This window comes from Amycolatopsis sp. NPDC003861, from assembly GCF_053605405.1.
The window spans coordinates 1-13,836 of the sequence record NZ_JBSGJD010000034.1; the positions used below are offsets into that span (position 1 = coordinate 1).

The following is a 13,836-nucleotide window of genomic DNA, read 5'->3' on the forward strand; positions in this document are numbered from 1 at the left end:
CCGGCGCCGGCCGCGTCCGCGCCACCGGGCATGGCCCCGGTCGAGCCGCCGGGCCCGAAGCCCACGCCGCCCGGCCCGAAGCCCGCCGACGGGTCGCCGATCCCGCCCGAGCCTCCGGGCCCGAAGCCGCCACCCGGGATGGAGAAGTCGCCCGCGCCGCCCGCGCCCCCGCCGGGGCCGAACCCGCCGGCCCCGGGGATCTTCGGCGGGGTGAACCCCGACGAGTGCGTGCCGTCGCCGAAGTTCGGCGGGGTGTAGGTGCCCGCGCCGGGGATCTTGGACGGGTCGTAGGTCCCGCCCGGGATCTGCGAGGGGTCGAAGTTCGGCGGCTTCGCCGGGTCGAAGCCCGGCACCTTGCCCGGGTCGAAGCTGCCGCCCGGGGTGTTCGGCTGGCCGGGGAAGGACGGGACGCTGCCGGGGCCCGGCATGTTCACCCCGGGGACCGAGCCGGTGCCGTTGGGGTTCCCGGTGCCGGTGTTCCCGTTGCCGCGGCCGTCGTCGCCCGGCTTCTTCTTGCCGTTCTGGCCGCCGTCGACGTTGACGTTCTCCTGCTGGCCCTTCAGCGCGGAGTACGTCGGCATCTTCTGGCCGTTGTCGTTGCTCGCCTTGTAGTAGGTGTTGAAGGCGTCGACGTTGGCCTGGCCCTTGGAGTTGTAGTCGCGGATCGCCCGGTCGGTGTCGGTCGTCCACGGCGTCATCGCGTTGAGCAGGTTGTTCTTCGGCGGGTCCTTCGGCACCTGCTGCACCTGCGCGTGCACCGTGGTGAAGGCGTTGTGCTGCTCGCCGAGGTACTTGTCGGAGTCGGTGAGCTTGGTGCCGGAGTCCTCCATCCACACCCGCAGCGGGTGGGCGCCGGCCTGCTGCGCCGCTTCGGCACCGCCGCCGGTCCAGGCCGCGTCCATCTCCTTGGAGAGGGCATCGATCGTGCCGAGGCGTTCGGCGTAAGCGCCCTTCAGCCGGCTCGCCGCGGACTGCCCGTTCTCGATCGAGCCTGCTCCGGGACCGGTGGTGATCTTCTCCCAGATGTCGTAGCAGTCGATCTTGCGGTCGCCCTGCACCGACGTGTGGTCGTCCGAATGCGTCGTCGCCATGTTGTAGGCGGCGAAACCGCCCAGGAGCACCAGCTCCAGCATCTCAGCCTCCCAGGGTGCGGATCATCGACTCGCCGAACTTCATCGCCACGGAGCACGGGTCCGAGGCGCCGGCGCCGTTGTCGTACTGGACCAGGATGTTGACCACGAGCTGGTCGGTCACCGCGACGAACAGGCCGCACTTGCCGCTCTTGCGGTCGTCCACCGCGGCGGCGTAGACGCCCGGGTAGCCGTAGGCCTGGGTTTCGCCCCAGTAGGCGTCGTTCGCCTTGGTGTCGTAGACGTCCTGCAGGCCGTTCTTGTTCGCCGTCACCGTGGTCACGTCGATCTGGTTGCCCGGGTCGGCGGCTTCCTGGAACGTGCAGCTCGGGCCGTTGCCCGTGGACCGCGACTGGCCCTCGCCGAGGCCGAGCGAGGAGCGCCCGGACGCGTTCATCGTCGCGCAGGCGTCCGAGGTGATCGACGCGGTGTCCAACGGGCTCGGCACCCTCGGCGCGGTGTCGGCGGTGGACCGGGTGGTCTCGCTGCCCGATTCGGCCGTCGACGGCGCCGGGTTGGCGGTGCCGCGGGTCTTGCCGCCGCAGCCGGCGAGCGCGAGCACGGCGCAGGCCAGCGCCGGAACGGCGAGAAGTCGTCGGTTCACGTGGCCTGGTTCCCCTGCTTCGAAAGGTCGGTGTAGGCGTCCGACTCCTTGGTGGTGATCTTCTGCTTCGCGGCGGTCAGCGCCTCGATGTAGTTCTTGACGTAGTCCTGCATCTTCTGGTTCTGCTCGAGGAACGCCTTGCCGGACGGGTTCGCGAGCTTCTCCCAGTCGCCGCTCGCGAACTCCTTGCCGGGCGCCTTCACGTTCGCCATCAGGTTGGCGTCGGCGTAGTCGCGCTTCAGGTCGGCCTGCAGGTCCTGCCACTTCTTGATGACGCCGTCGATCTTGTCGGCGTCGAACGTGAAGCCGCCGCCACCGGCCGGCGCGGACATGTTGACCTCGTTAGCCATGCGATCCCATCCCCTTCGCGTCCTCGCCCATTCTCCTCCGACGCCGCCGCGGTGTCCGAGGTTCCCCGGAAAGCGTGAAGGCGGGCCACCCACCAGGGGTGACCCGCCTTCTCACGACGTACTGCCTTACTGCGCGACGGCCTTGACCTCGAGCCGCACGTCGACCTTGACGTCCGGGTGCAGCCGGGCGCCGACCGAGTGCTTGCCCACGGTCTTGATGTGGTCGCGCAGCTCGATGACGCGCTTGTCGAGCAGCGGGCCACCCGCCGCCTTGATCGCGTCGACGATCTCGCCGGCGGTGATCGAACCGAAGAGCTTCTTCGAGCCCGCGGCCGCCTTGCCGGTCAGCTGGATGGCGCCGAGGCCCTCCAGCGTCGCCTTGATCTCCTTGGCGTGGTCGAGGTCGCGGATGCGACGGCTCTCCTGCGCGCGCTGGATCGTGCGGACGTTCTTCTCCGCGCCCTTGGAGGCCACGATCGCGTAGCCCCGCGGGAGCAGGTAGTTGCGCGCGTAGCCGTCCTTGACCTCGACGATGTCGCCGGGGCCGCCCAGGTTGGCCACGTCCGTGGTGAGGATGATCTTCGCCATTTCGGTGCCCTCCCTTAGCGCGCGGTCGAGGTGTAGGGCAGCAGCGCCATCTCGCGGGAGTTCTTGACCGCGATGGCGATGTCACGCTGGTGCTGGCTGCAGTTGCCGGTGACGCGACGGGCACGGATCTTGCCGCGGTCGGAGATGTACTTCCGCAGCAGGTTGGTGTCCTTGTAGTCGATCAGTTCCGGGCGGCCCTTCTTCTCGGCCTTGCAGAACACGCAGACCTTCTTCTTGGGCTTGCGGATGGGTGGCTTGGCCACTGTCTACTCCTGGTAATTCAAATCTTTGTGGATGTGTACGAGATCAGAAGGGGGGCTCGTCCGAGAAGCCGCCGCCACCGCCGCTGCTCGCGGCCGGGGCGGAACCCCACGGGTCGTCGGCCGGCATGCCGCCACCGCCGCCGCGGTTCCCACCGCCGCCACCGCCGCCGCCGAAGTCACCGCCGCCACCGCGGCTGACCTTGTTGACCTTGGCCGTGGCGTAGCGCAGCGAGGGGCCGATCTCGTCGACCTCGAGCTCGACGACGGTCCGCTTCTCGCCTTCCTTCGTCTCGAACGACCGCTGCTTGAGGCGGCCCTGCACGACGACGCGGGCGCCGCGGGTCAGGGACTCGGCGACGTTCTCCGCCGCCTGCCGCCAGATGTTGCAGCGCAGGAAGAGGGCCTCGCCGTCCTTCCACTCGCCGGACTGCCGGTCGAGGGTGCGCGGGGTGGACGCGACGGTGAAGTTCGCGACCGCCGCACCGGACGGGGTGAAGCGCAGCTCCGGGTCGGACGTCAGGTTGCCGACCACCGTGATGACGGTGTCTCCAGCCATCGGGGTTCCCCTCGGGCTCAGGCCTTGGCGGCAGCGGGCTTGGCCGCGGCGCGCTTGACCTCGCGACGCATGACCTTGGTGCGGAGCACGGTCTCCTGCAGCGACAGCTGCCGGTCGAGCTCCTTGACCGCGTCGGCCGAGGAGTTCAGGTCCAGCAGGGCGTAGATGCCCTCGGCGTGCTTCTTGATCTCGTACGAGAGGCGACGACGGCCCCAGACGTCGACCTTCTCCACGGAACCGCCCGAAGTGCGGATCACGTTGAGGAAGTTGTCCAGCGTGGGGGCGACCGTGCGCTCGTCGAGCGTGGGGTCCAGGATGACCATTACCTCGTAATGGCGTGACACAACCACTCACCTCCTATGGGCTCGCGGCCACGGGCTGTCCGTGGCAGGAGGGTTTGTCCAGGTAAGGCTACCTGGGGGTACCGGCAGGACCGGACAGTGGGTCTTCTCGGGGGGTCAGGCGGCCCGGCGCAGCACCCAGGTGCGGACCAGTCCGGCGGTCACCCCGGCGAGCACGATCACCGCGATCAGCATGGGCAGCTGCACGTCGTTCGACGCGCTGTTCGAGGCCAGCGACTGCGCGTTGCCGGCGTCGCGGATGTCCGCGCCCTGACCGCTCTGGCCGCTCTGGTCGCCCTGACCCGCCTGCGGGGCGGAGGCATCACCGGGCAGGGTGCCGTTCGCGGGGTAGCGCACCCCGGGGGCGACGGCCGTACCGGCGGTCGCCGTGGGGATGCCGCTGTAGTCGCGCATCGGGGCGCTGCCGCCCGTGCCGCCGGCGGTGCCCGGGTTCAGGTTCGAGAGGTTGCCGGACGCGCCGCCGGGAGCGGTGTCGGCGCGGCCCTGCGTGCCGCCGGTGCCGCTCGTGCCCTGGGCGCCCGGCGCGACGTAGTTCGTGGCGATCGTGGTCAGGCCGCAGCTCTTCGCGACGGTCGAGGAGATCGCGGCGAGCACCTCGGCCTTGGTGCCGTCCAGCACGCCGAGGTGGTCGGCGCCCTTGAGGGCGGTCGCCACCGTGCTGCCGATCGCGGACCCCGCGATGGTGCCGCCCGCCGCGTTCGGCACCTGGCCGACCTCCAGTGCGCCCTTGCCGCCGATGGTGTCGGCGATGGAGTTCGGCCACACCGTCGCGAGGGTCCAGAGGTGCGAGTTGACGTAGTCCTGCGCGCCCTTGCGGACCAGTTCCTTCACCGAAGCGCCGGTGACCGCCACGGTGTCGCCCATGCTGCCATTCACCGAACCTGTGCAGGTGCCCGCGAGGGTCGTCGCGGCGGAGGCCGTGCCCGTGGAGAGGAACGCGCCGCCGACGATGAACGCGGCGATGGCGGTGACGGTCAAGCTCTTCCGCACGAGCAGTCCTCCAGGGAAATCACGGGGGCGTCGTTGCACACAACATCAGGATGAACGACCGAGATACGTGAAAGATACTCGGCAGTCGGCTCAATTCGCAGCGGCCATTCGGCGGAGCACCCAGGTGCGGACGAGGCCCGCGCTGACTCCGGAGAGTGCCAAAACCGCGATCAACAAGGGCAGATTCGACCCGTTCGTGAATCCGTCCGATGCCGAGGGTAGCGCTTCCGCTTGGCCCGCGGTCTGGACACCGGAATTGCCCTCCGCCGCGCCGTCCGGACCGGTGAGGCCGTACTGCGGCGCGTAACCGGGGATCTGGCTGCCGTACCGGATCGCCGGGGACGGCGTGAACAGCCCGGCCGTCGCGAACGGGATGCCGCTGTAGTCGCGCATCGGGGCGTAACCCGTGCCGAGGGTGAACGGGAAACCGCCGAACACCGGGGTGCTGGCGAAGCCGGGCAGGAGCGGGCTGTTGGCGTCCGGGATCGGCGTGGTGCCCTGCGGGGTGCCGCCTTGCGGCGCGCCCCCGGTGCCACCCTGGGCCGGCGGCTGCTGTTGCGGGTTTCCGCCTGTGCCGGGCTGCGGCGACGACTGCTTGCTGCCACCGTCGAGCGCCTTACCGACATCGCCGGCGGCCTGGTTGATTCCGTTCGTGGTGCCGGCGACGGTGTTGTTCAGGGCACTCGCCGCGGGAGGGCCGACTACCGGGACCGGTGAGACGACTGTGTCCACGACTTTGACCGTGATCTTGCAGAGACTGCCGAGCAATCCGCCGAGGATGTCCGTGACCGACTTGATGCCGAGCGGAGTGGAAATCAGGTCGCCGGGCTTCACGGTTACCGTGTCGCCGCAGTTCGCCTTCACCGTGTCCGCCGAGGCGGTGCCGGGCAGGCCGAGCACGGCGGAACCCGCGAGGACGACCGCCGCCGCACCGACTGCTGTTGCCCTCCGTGTTCGATCCTGCATGCTCGCCGCCCTGGTGTCGTCGCCTACTTCCCAGTACAACGACGCTAAGGCAGCTCGGTGACGCCCGCTCGCTCAAAAATGTCCGGCATTCGGGTGGAAGCGGCCGTGACCGTGCGTCAGGCGGGGCTGCGGCGGATCCAGGCGCGGACCAGCGCGGCCGCGACGATCGCCAGCGCCAGCACCGCGAGCAGCATCGGCAGCTTCGCCGGCGGTGTGACACCGGGCAGGGCCTCCGCGGTGCCCGACTTCTGGGCGTCGACGGTCGGCGGCACCTGCTGGCCGGGGATGATCTGCGCGATCACCGGGGCCTGGACCAGGCTGCCCGGCAGCAGCGCGGCGTTGGTGTAGATGCCCGAGATCGCGTCACCCGGCAGGCCCGCGTTCCCCGGGCCGGTCACGACCGGGCCGGTGCTGGAACCGGGCGGGTTCGGCGCCGGGCTCGGCGGTGTCGGGCCGGGTGGCGCGGGCTGCGGCGGGTTCGGGCCCGGCGCCGGCGGCAGGGGCAGCGGCGGCAGCTGCGCGGCCACGCCCTGCGTCAGGCCGCCGACCGTGTTGACCGTGCCCTGCGCGGCCGGGCAGACGCCCTTCGCCGCCGCGTCGCCGACCAGCGGTACCCGGCCGATGCCGAGCGCCTTCACCGTGTCGCCGAGGGGCAGCGTGAGCAGGGGAGCCGAGCCGTTCGTGTTCCGCGAGCTCGAGTCGAGGCCGACGGTGAGCTGGTTCGGGGCGTTCAGCGGGGCGCCGGCGTCGAGCGTCAGGCCGGGCGAACCGCCCTGCTGCAGCGTGGCCTCGCAGCTCCCGCCGAGGGTGGGGTTGGTTTCCGCGGCGGCCGGCGCCGCCAGCGCGGCCGACGCCGCCAGCGTGAACCCCAGTGCGGTGATCCGGGCGACGTGCTTCCCCATCATGCCCTCCGGCAGTCGGACCAATCTGGATCACGGAACGCGCTCACGGTACTCCACGAGCGTCACCAACCGGGCCCACCGGCCGGAAACGGCGTCCGGAGTACCGTGCTCGGCATGCTGATTGGCGCCCATGTCCGTGACGACGACCCGTTGACCGCGGTCGCCGAGCGCAAAGCCGACGTCGTCCAGTTCTTCCTCTCCGACCCGCAGGGCTGGAAGGCCCCTAAGCCGCACCCGCAGGGCGAAGCCATCGCGGCCGACCCGGTCGAGGTGTTCATCCACTCGCCGTACCTGATCAACGTGGCTTCGCTGAACAACCGGATCCGGATCCCGTCCCGGAAGAACGTCACCCAGCACGCGGACGGCGCCGCGGCGATCGGCGCGAAGGGCCTGATCGTGCACGGCGGGCACGTCGGTGCGAACGACGACGTCGAGGCGGGCCTGGACAACTGGCGCAAGCTGTTCGAGCGCGAGCAGGAAAAGGGCGGCTTCAAGGTCCCGATCCTGATCGAGAACACCGCCGGCGGCGAGAACGCGATGACCCGCGACCTCGACGTCATCGCTCGCCTGTGGGACAAGGTCGGCGAGTTCGGCGCCGGGTTCTGCCTGGACACCTGCCACGCGTTCGCCGCGGGCTGGGACCTGGCCACCGCGGTCGAGAAGGTCAAGGCCATCACCGGCCGGATCGACCTGGTGCACCTCAACAACTCCCGCGACGAGTTCGGCTCGACCCGCGACCGGCACGCCAACGTCGTCGAGGGCGAGGGCACGATCGACCCCGAGGTGCTGGTCGCCGTCGCCCGGGCGGCCGGTGCCCCGGTCATCGTCGAGACGCCGGCCGACGGTCAGGCCACCGACATCGCCTACCTGCGCGAACAGCTCGGTTAGACGGCCACGGCCCGCCGGCGGCGCCGGGTGGCGTTCGGGATGATCACGTCCCGGGCGCCGTCGAGGAAGCCGCCGGCCGGGTCGTCGTCGCCGTCGGCCCGCACCAGGTCGGTCGCCGGGCGGTAGATCTCCCGGATCACCAGGACGCACAGCCCGGCCACGGCGAGGTCGCGGACCACGACCGTGCCGAGGAACCAGCCCTCGGGCAGGCCCTTGTGGTCGACGCCGAGGTAGTAGAACATCCGCGGCACCCAGACGACGGCGTCGAGCAGCATCCAGCCGAGCAGCAGCCGCCAGCGCGGGATCGCCAGCACCGCCAGCGGGACGAGCCACAGCGAGTACTGCGGGCTCCACACCTTGTTCGTCAGCAGGAACGCGGCCACCACGAGGAACGCCAGCTGACCGACGCGCGGCCGTCGGGGCGCGGCGAGCGCGAGGTAGGCGATCCCGGCGCAGCAGGCCAGGAACAGCACGGCGACGGTGATGTTGAGGTACGTCGGCGTCTGGTTCTTCTGCAGCACGCCGTCGAACCCGGCCCAGCCGGTGGTGTACGAGAAGACGTTGTACAGCGAGTCCGGGTCCATCGGCCGCAGGGTGCTCATCCGGAAGAACTCCCACCAGCCGCGGGTCGCGGTGAGGATGAACGGCACGTTCACCGCCAGCCACGTCAGGATCGCGGCGCCCGCGGTCTTCCAGAACGGCGTCAGCTTGCCCGCGCGCAGGCACAGGAAGAACAGCACGCCGAGCAGGAGGAGCGGGTAGAGCTTCGCCGTCGCGCCCAGCCCGAGCAGGACGCCGGCGAGCACCGGGCGCCGGCGCGCCCAGGCCAGCAGGCCGGTCGCGGTGAACGCGGTCGCGATGGCGTCGAAGTTGGTGAAGGCGTGCACCAGCACCAGCGGTGAGATCGCGACCAGGACCATGTCCCACGGACGGCGTTTCACCGTCCGGCCGGTCGCCCAGACGGTGACGAGCCAGGCGAGCCCGAGGAACAACGCGGTGATGTCGAAGTAGATCGCCACCGGCAGCGCCCCGGGCAGCCAGCCGGACTCGGCGACGTTGTACCAGCCCGCCGCGAGCTTCGCGTTCACCCACTGGAAGAGCCCGGTGAGCACCGGGTACTCCATGTACCGGGTGTTGTCCTCGGCGGTCTGGGAGCTTTCCTGCCACGACGTGTAGTACGGGAAGGTGCCCGGCCGGTCGAGCCGCTCGGAGCCGTAGAGCGGCACGATGTCGGAGTAGCACATGGCGACGAACGGGCGGCCCGCCCGCCAGTCGAGCTGGGTGTTGCCGTTCGCGTCCTGGTACTGCTGGATGCAGGAGCCCTTGCCGAACCAGCAGAGCATCAGCGCCAGCGTGGCCAGCAGCAGCCCGACGCGCTGGGGCGACCAGAACCAGTGCCTGCCGACCGCCGCGTGCTCACCGAGCGGGCCGCCGAGTGGTCTGGTGACCGCCGCCGCAAGGGGCTCGTTCCAGCTCGGGACGATCCGTTCCGCCCTGGTCAGCGTCACCGGACCGGGTTCCGGCTCCCGCGTGGTCTCCTCTGGCACGAGGCGGATCGTATCGGTGATCGACGTGCGCGGTGGTGAAGCCGGTGATCACGCCGGATTCGCGTAGTACGAGGCCAGCACCTCCGCGGCCGCCCCGCGGGTGACGATCTCCTCGCCGGAGCCGTCTTCGACGACCTCGATGCGCTGCCAGTGCGGCAGGGGCAGCAGTTCCGCGAGCCGGGCCGAAACGGCTTCGCGGTGGACGTCCGGCTCGTCCCGCACCGCCCGTCCGGCCAGCACGATCCGCTCCAGGTCGAGCACCTGCACCAGGTCGGCCAGCCCGATGCCGAGGAAGCCCGCGGCGGCCCGGGTGTCCGCTGCCTGCTTGGCCATGATCTCGACGCAGCCGCGCCGCCCGCAGGCGCAGCGCGGCCCGTCGAAGGCGATCGTGGTGTGCCCGAACTCACCCGCGTTGGTCCGCGGCCCGCGGTAGAGCCGCCCGTCGATCAGCAGGCCGACGCCGATGCCGGTGCCGACGAGCACGACCGCGGTCGCCGTCGGCTCGCCGTGCGGCCAGAGCCGCGCGAACGCGGCGGCGTTGGTGTTCTTGTCGAGCGTCACCGGCAGCCCGGTGCGCTGCTCGAGCAGGTCGCGCAGGGGCACGTCGTGCCAGCCGGGCATGTTGGTCGCGGCGCGGACCAGGCCGGCGCGGTGGTCCAGCGGGCCGACCGCGCCGAGGCCGAGGCCGAGCACGTCGAAGCCGTCGCCGAGTTCGAGCGCGGTGGCCCCGATGGCTTCGACGGCCTGCGCGGGGGTGAAGCCGGGCGGCAGCGGGCCGCCCGCCGTCTCCTCGACCTCGCCGACGAGGTTGATGCGCAGCACGTGGTACTCGTCGCGGTCGAGGCGCGCGCCGAGCGCGTGCCGGGCACCCGCCCGGATGCGCAGGGCCGTGCGGGGTTTGCCGACACCGGCCGACGGCTGCCGCTGCTCGTCCAGCAGGCCGGTGTCGAGGAGTTCGGGGACGATCTTGGAGACGGCCTGCTGGGTGAGCCCGGTGCGTTCGGCCAGCTCGACGCGGCTGAGGCCGCCGGCGCGCAGGATGTGCGAGAGCAGCAGGACGCGGTTGTGCGCGCGCACGTCGCGCAGGTTCACCCCGGTCTCCGCCATGGACAGGATCTTCGCACGTCTGGTCAGTTAGGCAACGCTGTTGTTTAATGGCGGCATGGCGGACGACTTGCGCGTGGGCATCCTCGGGTACGGCATCGGGGGCCGCGTCTTCCACGCGCCCCTGGTGGCCGCGACGCCCGGGCTCACCCCCGCGGTGATCACGACGTCGAGCAACGCCGCCCAGGCGCGCACCGACCACCCGGGCGCGGAGGTCGTGCCGGACGCGGACGCGCTGTTCGAGCGGGCCGGCGACCTCGACCTCGTCGTGGTCAGCACCCCGAACCGCACGCACGTGCCGCTCGCGCTGCGGGCGATCGAAGCCGGCCTGCCGGTGGTCGTCGACAAGCCGTTCGCGCCGACCGCGGCCGAAGCCCAGCAGGTCGTCGACGCGGCGAAGGCGGCCGGCGTCGGCCTGACCGTCTTCCAGAACCGGCGCCTCGACTCCGACTTCCTCACCGTGCGGAAGGTGCTCGACTCCGGGCGTCTCGGCGAGGTGTTCCGCTTCGAATCCCGCTACGACCGCTGGGTGCCGAAGCCCAAGGACAACTGGCGCGAGTTCGGCGACCCGGCCGAGGCCGGCGGCCTGCTCTACGACCTCGGCGCGCACATCGTCGACCAGGCGCTGCAGCTGTTCGGCCCGGTCACCCGCGTCTACGCGGAGGTCGACCGCCGCCGGGCCGGCGTCCAGGTCGACGACGACGTCTTCGTCGCGCTGCACCACGCGAACGGCGTCCGCTCGCACCTGTGGGCGACCGCGCTCGCGGCCACGCTGAACCCCCGGTTCCGCGTCCTCGGCGACCGGGCGACGTTCACCAAGTACGGCCTCGACGTGCAGGAACCGCAGATCAAGGCGGGCCTGCGTCCCGGCGACGCGGCCTGGGGCACCGAGCCCGCGGCGGACGCCGGGAAGCTCGGCGTCGGCCCGGAGATCGAGACCGTGCCCACCGAGACCGGCCGCTACGAGCAGTTCTACGCCCAGGTGCGCGACGCCCTGCGCGGCGAAGGCGAGTTCCCGGTCGACCCGGCCTCGTCGGTCGAGGCCCTGCGCGTCATCGAGGCGGCCCACCGCTCCGGCGTCGAAGGCGCCGTGGTCGACCTCTGACCCCCTGACCGGCCGTGACCCCGGTGACCCCCAGCTCCGAGGTCACGGCCTCCTCCCCCGGTCTCACGGACCGGAGTTCGACTGGCCGGTGTCGTTCCCGTTGCCGCGTCCGGGACCCCGGCCGTCGCGCCGCACGCGGTTCTGCTGCTGCTGTTGCTGCTGATCCTGGTTGCCGCCGCGGCCGATGGTGAAGCGCTGCTCCTGCTGCTGCTGTTGTTGTTGCTGCTGGAACTGTTGCTGCTGCTGTTGCTGCTCGAGCTGGAACTGCAGCTGGTCGTCCTGCGGCGAGGTGATCGCCTGGACGCGGTCGAAGCGCTCGCCCGGTTTCCCGGACAGGTAGAGCTGCATGAACCGCTGCCACACCGGCCCGGCCACCAGGGACGGGGTCAGCGGCTGGCCGGCCGGGCCGCGCAGGGCCTTGTCGCCGTCACCGCCGACCCAGACCGCGGCGGCGACCGAGGGCGTGTAGCCCACCATCCACGTCTGCGAGTTCGTGTTCGCCGCCGACGCGGGTTCGTCGTCGCCGGGGGTGTGCTGCTGGGTACCGGTCTTGCCCGCGCACTCGTGGCCGGCCGGGCAGGTCAGCCGCGAGAACGGGATCACCGGCGCCAGCGCGGCGGTCACGTTCCCGGCGATCTGCCTGCTCTTGCCGCGGTCGTTGTCGGCGAACGCGTCCGTCGCGCGCGTGTCGGCCTCGTAGGCGGTTTCGCCCTGGGAGTTCGTCACCTTCTGCACGAAGTGGCGGCCGTGCTGGACGCCGCCGGCGGCGAAGGTCGCGTACGCCGAGGCCATGTCCGCCGGCGTGACCGCGGTCTGGCCGCCGCCGATGGAGATGTTGTTGTCGCCGGTGAACAGCACGCTGCGGCCGCCGGTGTCCTTCGTGCGGATCCCCGCTTCCTGCGCGGCTTCGGCGACCCCGCCCGGCTTGGTCACGTTGAGCACCATGTCGTAGAAGACGGTGTTGGTGGACCGCTGCATCGCCTCGGCCACCGTGCACTGCTCGGAGCAGCTGCTGCTGACGCCGGCGTTGCGCACCGGCAGCGGCACGTCGGGGAACGTCCGCGGCGAGCGGCCGTCGAAGACCGCGTTGAGCCCGCGGCCGCCCTTGAGGAACGCGGTGAGGTCGAACGGCTTCATCGACGACCCGGGGTTGTGCGCTTCGTCCGCCCAGTCGCGTCCGGCCTGGTCCTCGCCGTTCGGGCCCTTCACGATCGGCGCGCCGCCGTAGTAGGCGAGCACGCCGCCGGACTTGGGGTCGACGGCGACGAGCGCGTCGAGGATGCGGTCGTCGGTCTGCTCGGCCATACCCTCGGCGACGGCTTTCTCGGCGGCTTCCTGCGCTTTCGAGTCGATCGTCGTGAACACCTGGAACCCGCCCGAGTAGTACTTCTCCTCGGGAATCCCGGCCGCGGCCAGCTCGGCCTTCACCTGCTTCTTGACGAACGGGTTCAGCGTGGTCCCCTGCCGCGATTCGACGAGCGGGACCGGTGTCGGGAACTTCGCCGCCTTGCGGTCGGCGGCGGAGAGGTACCCGTTGCGCTGCATGCGGTCCAGTGCCGTGCTCCACCGGTCGCGGGCGACCGTCCCGTTCTCCGACCGGCCCGGCTGCTGGATCAGGCCGGCGAGCAGCGCGGCCTCGGAGTAGCCGAGCTGGTTGGCGTCCTTGCCGAAGTACGCCTGCGCCGCCGACTGGATACCGTACGCGCCGCGGCCGAAGTAGATGATGTTGAGGTAGGCGGTGATGATGTCCGCCTTCTCGTAGGTCTGGTTCATCTTGAACGACTTCGCGAGCTCGACCCACTTGCGGGTCAACGTCGGGGCGTCGTCGCCGGACGAAACCTTGATGTACTGCTGCGAAATCGTCGAACCGCCGCCGGACCCGCCGGTGACCTGGTTGTAGGCGGCCCGGGCGATGCCGGAGAGGTCGAAGCCGGAGTTGGTCTCGAAGGACGCGTCCTCGGTGGCGATCACCGCTTTCTTGACGACGTCCGGGATCTGGGCCGGGCTCAGGATCTGCCGGTTCCCGCCGGTGGGCACGTCCTTGCCCATTTCGGTGCCGTCGGCGTAGAGGTAGGTGACCGCTTGGCCCTGCGACTGCGCGACCGTGTCCGGCGACGGCACGTCGACGGAGAAGTACGTGATCACGAAGGCGACCGCGGGCACCAGGAAGAACAGGCCGGACAGCACGTACAGCACCCGGCGGACCGTCTTCCAGCGACGGCGCTTGCGCGCGTCCGGCGCCGGTTCCGGGGTGACGTCGGCGGTGAACTCGTCCGGTTCGGCCGGCCGCGGCGGAAGGGGCCGGCGTGGCTGGTAGCGACCACGCGGCACCGGCCTCCGGCCGGACCTCGAGCGATTTCGGTCGGTGTACACGGGGCCGTCCTCGGGTACGCAAGTGGGCTGCGGGCGCAGACCCCTCGACACTCCACACGGACCACGGGCGGCGGTGGTTCACCGAAACGGCGAAGGCCCCGCACCGGG

The 13,836-nt window shown here is 71.1% G+C and carries 15 protein-coding genes; 2 read left to right on the forward strand and 13 right to left on the reverse strand.

The window, feature by feature from the left end; all coding sequences use genetic code 11:
- The 10 genes from ACWEVN_RS11735 to ACWEVN_RS11780 all read right to left on the reverse strand — a co-directional run.
- The coding region (locus ACWEVN_RS11735; protein WP_452051216.1) for a hypothetical protein at window positions 1-1,133 on the reverse strand (1,133 nt) is incomplete at its 3' end.
- A 1-nt stretch (window position 1,134) separates the two neighbouring features.
- Window positions 1,135-1,734, reverse strand: a complete 600-nt coding sequence (locus ACWEVN_RS11740) for a DUF3558 domain-containing protein (protein WP_449683997.1) — start codon at window positions 1,732-1,734, stop codon at window positions 1,135-1,137.
- Entirely contained in the window at window positions 1,731-2,084 is a 354-nt protein-coding gene (locus ACWEVN_RS11745; RefSeq protein ID WP_310968404.1) for a hypothetical protein, read from the reverse strand. Before ACWEVN_RS11745 ends, ACWEVN_RS11740 begins: the two co-directional genes overlap by 4 nt.
- A gap of 126 nt (window positions 2,085-2,210) precedes the next feature.
- Entirely contained in the window at window positions 2,211-2,672 is a 462-nt protein-coding gene (gene rplI / locus ACWEVN_RS11750) for a 50S ribosomal protein L9 (RefSeq protein WP_310968405.1), read from the reverse strand.
- A gap of 14 nt (window positions 2,673-2,686) precedes the next feature.
- Window positions 2,687-2,935 carry a 30S ribosomal protein S18 gene (gene rpsR / locus ACWEVN_RS11755; protein WP_003098744.1) on the reverse strand — a complete coding sequence of 83 codons (249 nt, stop codon included), beginning with the start codon at window positions 2,933-2,935 and terminating at the stop codon, window positions 2,687-2,689.
- Between the two features lie 43 nt (window positions 2,936-2,978).
- Window positions 2,979-3,491, reverse strand: coding sequence for a single-stranded DNA-binding protein (locus ACWEVN_RS11760; protein ID WP_449683995.1), 513 nt, complete (start codon window positions 3,489-3,491; stop codon window positions 2,979-2,981).
- Between the two features lie 17 nt (window positions 3,492-3,508).
- Window positions 3,509-3,835 (reverse strand): 30S ribosomal protein S6, encoded by a 327-nt coding sequence (gene rpsF / locus ACWEVN_RS11765; RefSeq protein WP_200876551.1) that lies wholly within the window; start codon window positions 3,833-3,835, stop codon window positions 3,509-3,511.
- Between the two features lie 114 nt (window positions 3,836-3,949).
- Window positions 3,950-4,849, reverse strand: coding sequence for a hypothetical protein (locus tag ACWEVN_RS11770; protein WP_449684015.1), 900 nt, complete (start codon window positions 4,847-4,849; stop codon window positions 3,950-3,952).
- Window positions 4,850-4,933: 84 nt separating this feature from the next.
- Complete coding sequence (locus ACWEVN_RS11775; RefSeq protein ID WP_449683994.1) at window positions 4,934-5,743, reverse strand: hypothetical protein; 810 nt, start codon at window positions 5,741-5,743, stop codon at window positions 4,934-4,936.
- 182 nt (window positions 5,744-5,925) lie between these two features.
- A complete protein-coding gene (locus tag ACWEVN_RS11780; RefSeq protein WP_452051233.1) occupies window positions 5,926-6,714 on the reverse strand; it encodes a hypothetical protein in 789 nt (262 codons plus the stop codon).
- 111 nt (window positions 6,715-6,825) lie between these two features.
- Here ACWEVN_RS11780 and ACWEVN_RS11785 point away from each other — a divergent pair, with 111 nt between their 5' ends.
- Window positions 6,826-7,599, forward strand: coding sequence for a deoxyribonuclease IV (locus tag ACWEVN_RS11785; RefSeq protein ID WP_452051217.1), 774 nt, complete (start codon window positions 6,826-6,828; stop codon window positions 7,597-7,599).
- Here the strand turns inward: ACWEVN_RS11785 and ACWEVN_RS11790 are convergent.
- On the reverse strand, window positions 7,596-9,146 hold the full coding sequence (locus ACWEVN_RS11790) for a glycosyltransferase family 87 protein (protein WP_452051218.1): 1,551 nt from the start codon (window positions 9,144-9,146) through the stop codon (window positions 7,596-7,598). The genes ACWEVN_RS11785 and ACWEVN_RS11790 overlap by 4 nt on opposite strands.
- A gap of 48 nt (window positions 9,147-9,194) precedes the next feature.
- On the reverse strand, window positions 9,195-10,253 hold the full coding sequence (locus tag ACWEVN_RS11795) for an ROK family transcriptional regulator (protein ID WP_452051219.1): 1,059 nt from the start codon (window positions 10,251-10,253) through the stop codon (window positions 9,195-9,197).
- A gap of 55 nt (window positions 10,254-10,308) precedes the next feature.
- On the opposite strand from ACWEVN_RS11795, the gene ACWEVN_RS11800 reads away from it, so the two are divergent.
- Entirely contained in the window at window positions 10,309-11,355 is a 1,047-nt protein-coding gene (locus ACWEVN_RS11800) for a Gfo/Idh/MocA family oxidoreductase (RefSeq protein ID WP_452051220.1), read from the forward strand.
- A 63-nt stretch (window positions 11,356-11,418) separates the two neighbouring features.
- Here the strand turns inward: ACWEVN_RS11800 and ACWEVN_RS11805 are convergent, their stop codons facing one another.
- Window positions 11,419-13,686, reverse strand: a complete 2,268-nt coding sequence (locus ACWEVN_RS11805; protein ID WP_452051221.1) for a transglycosylase domain-containing protein — start codon at window positions 13,684-13,686, stop codon at window positions 11,419-11,421.
- Window positions 13,687-13,836 lie beyond the last annotated feature (150 nt).

Coding starts and splice junctions, on each gene's coding strand:
- ACWEVN_RS11745 (WP_310968404.1), bottom strand. CDS start 2,084: ATGGCTAACGAGGTCAACATGTCCGCGCCGGCCGGTGGCGGCGGCTTC.
- rplI (WP_310968405.1), bottom strand. CDS start 2,672: ATGGCGAAGATCATCCTCACCACGGACGTGGCCAACCTGGGCGGCCCC.
- ACWEVN_RS11760 (WP_449683995.1), bottom strand. CDS start 3,491: ATGGCTGGAGACACCGTCATCACGGTGGTCGGCAACCTGACGTCCGAC.
- ACWEVN_RS11780 (WP_452051233.1), bottom strand. CDS start 6,714: ATGATGGGGAAGCACGTCGCCCGGATCACCGCACTGGGGTTCACGCTG.
- ACWEVN_RS11785 (WP_452051217.1), top strand. CDS start 6,826: ATGCTGATTGGCGCCCATGTCCGTGACGACGACCCGTTGACCGCGGTC.
- ACWEVN_RS11795 (WP_452051219.1), bottom strand. CDS start 10,253: ATGGCGGAGACCGGGGTGAACCTGCGCGACGTGCGCGCGCACAACCGC.
- ACWEVN_RS11800 (WP_452051220.1), top strand. CDS start 10,309: ATGGCGGACGACTTGCGCGTGGGCATCCTCGGGTACGGCATCGGGGGC.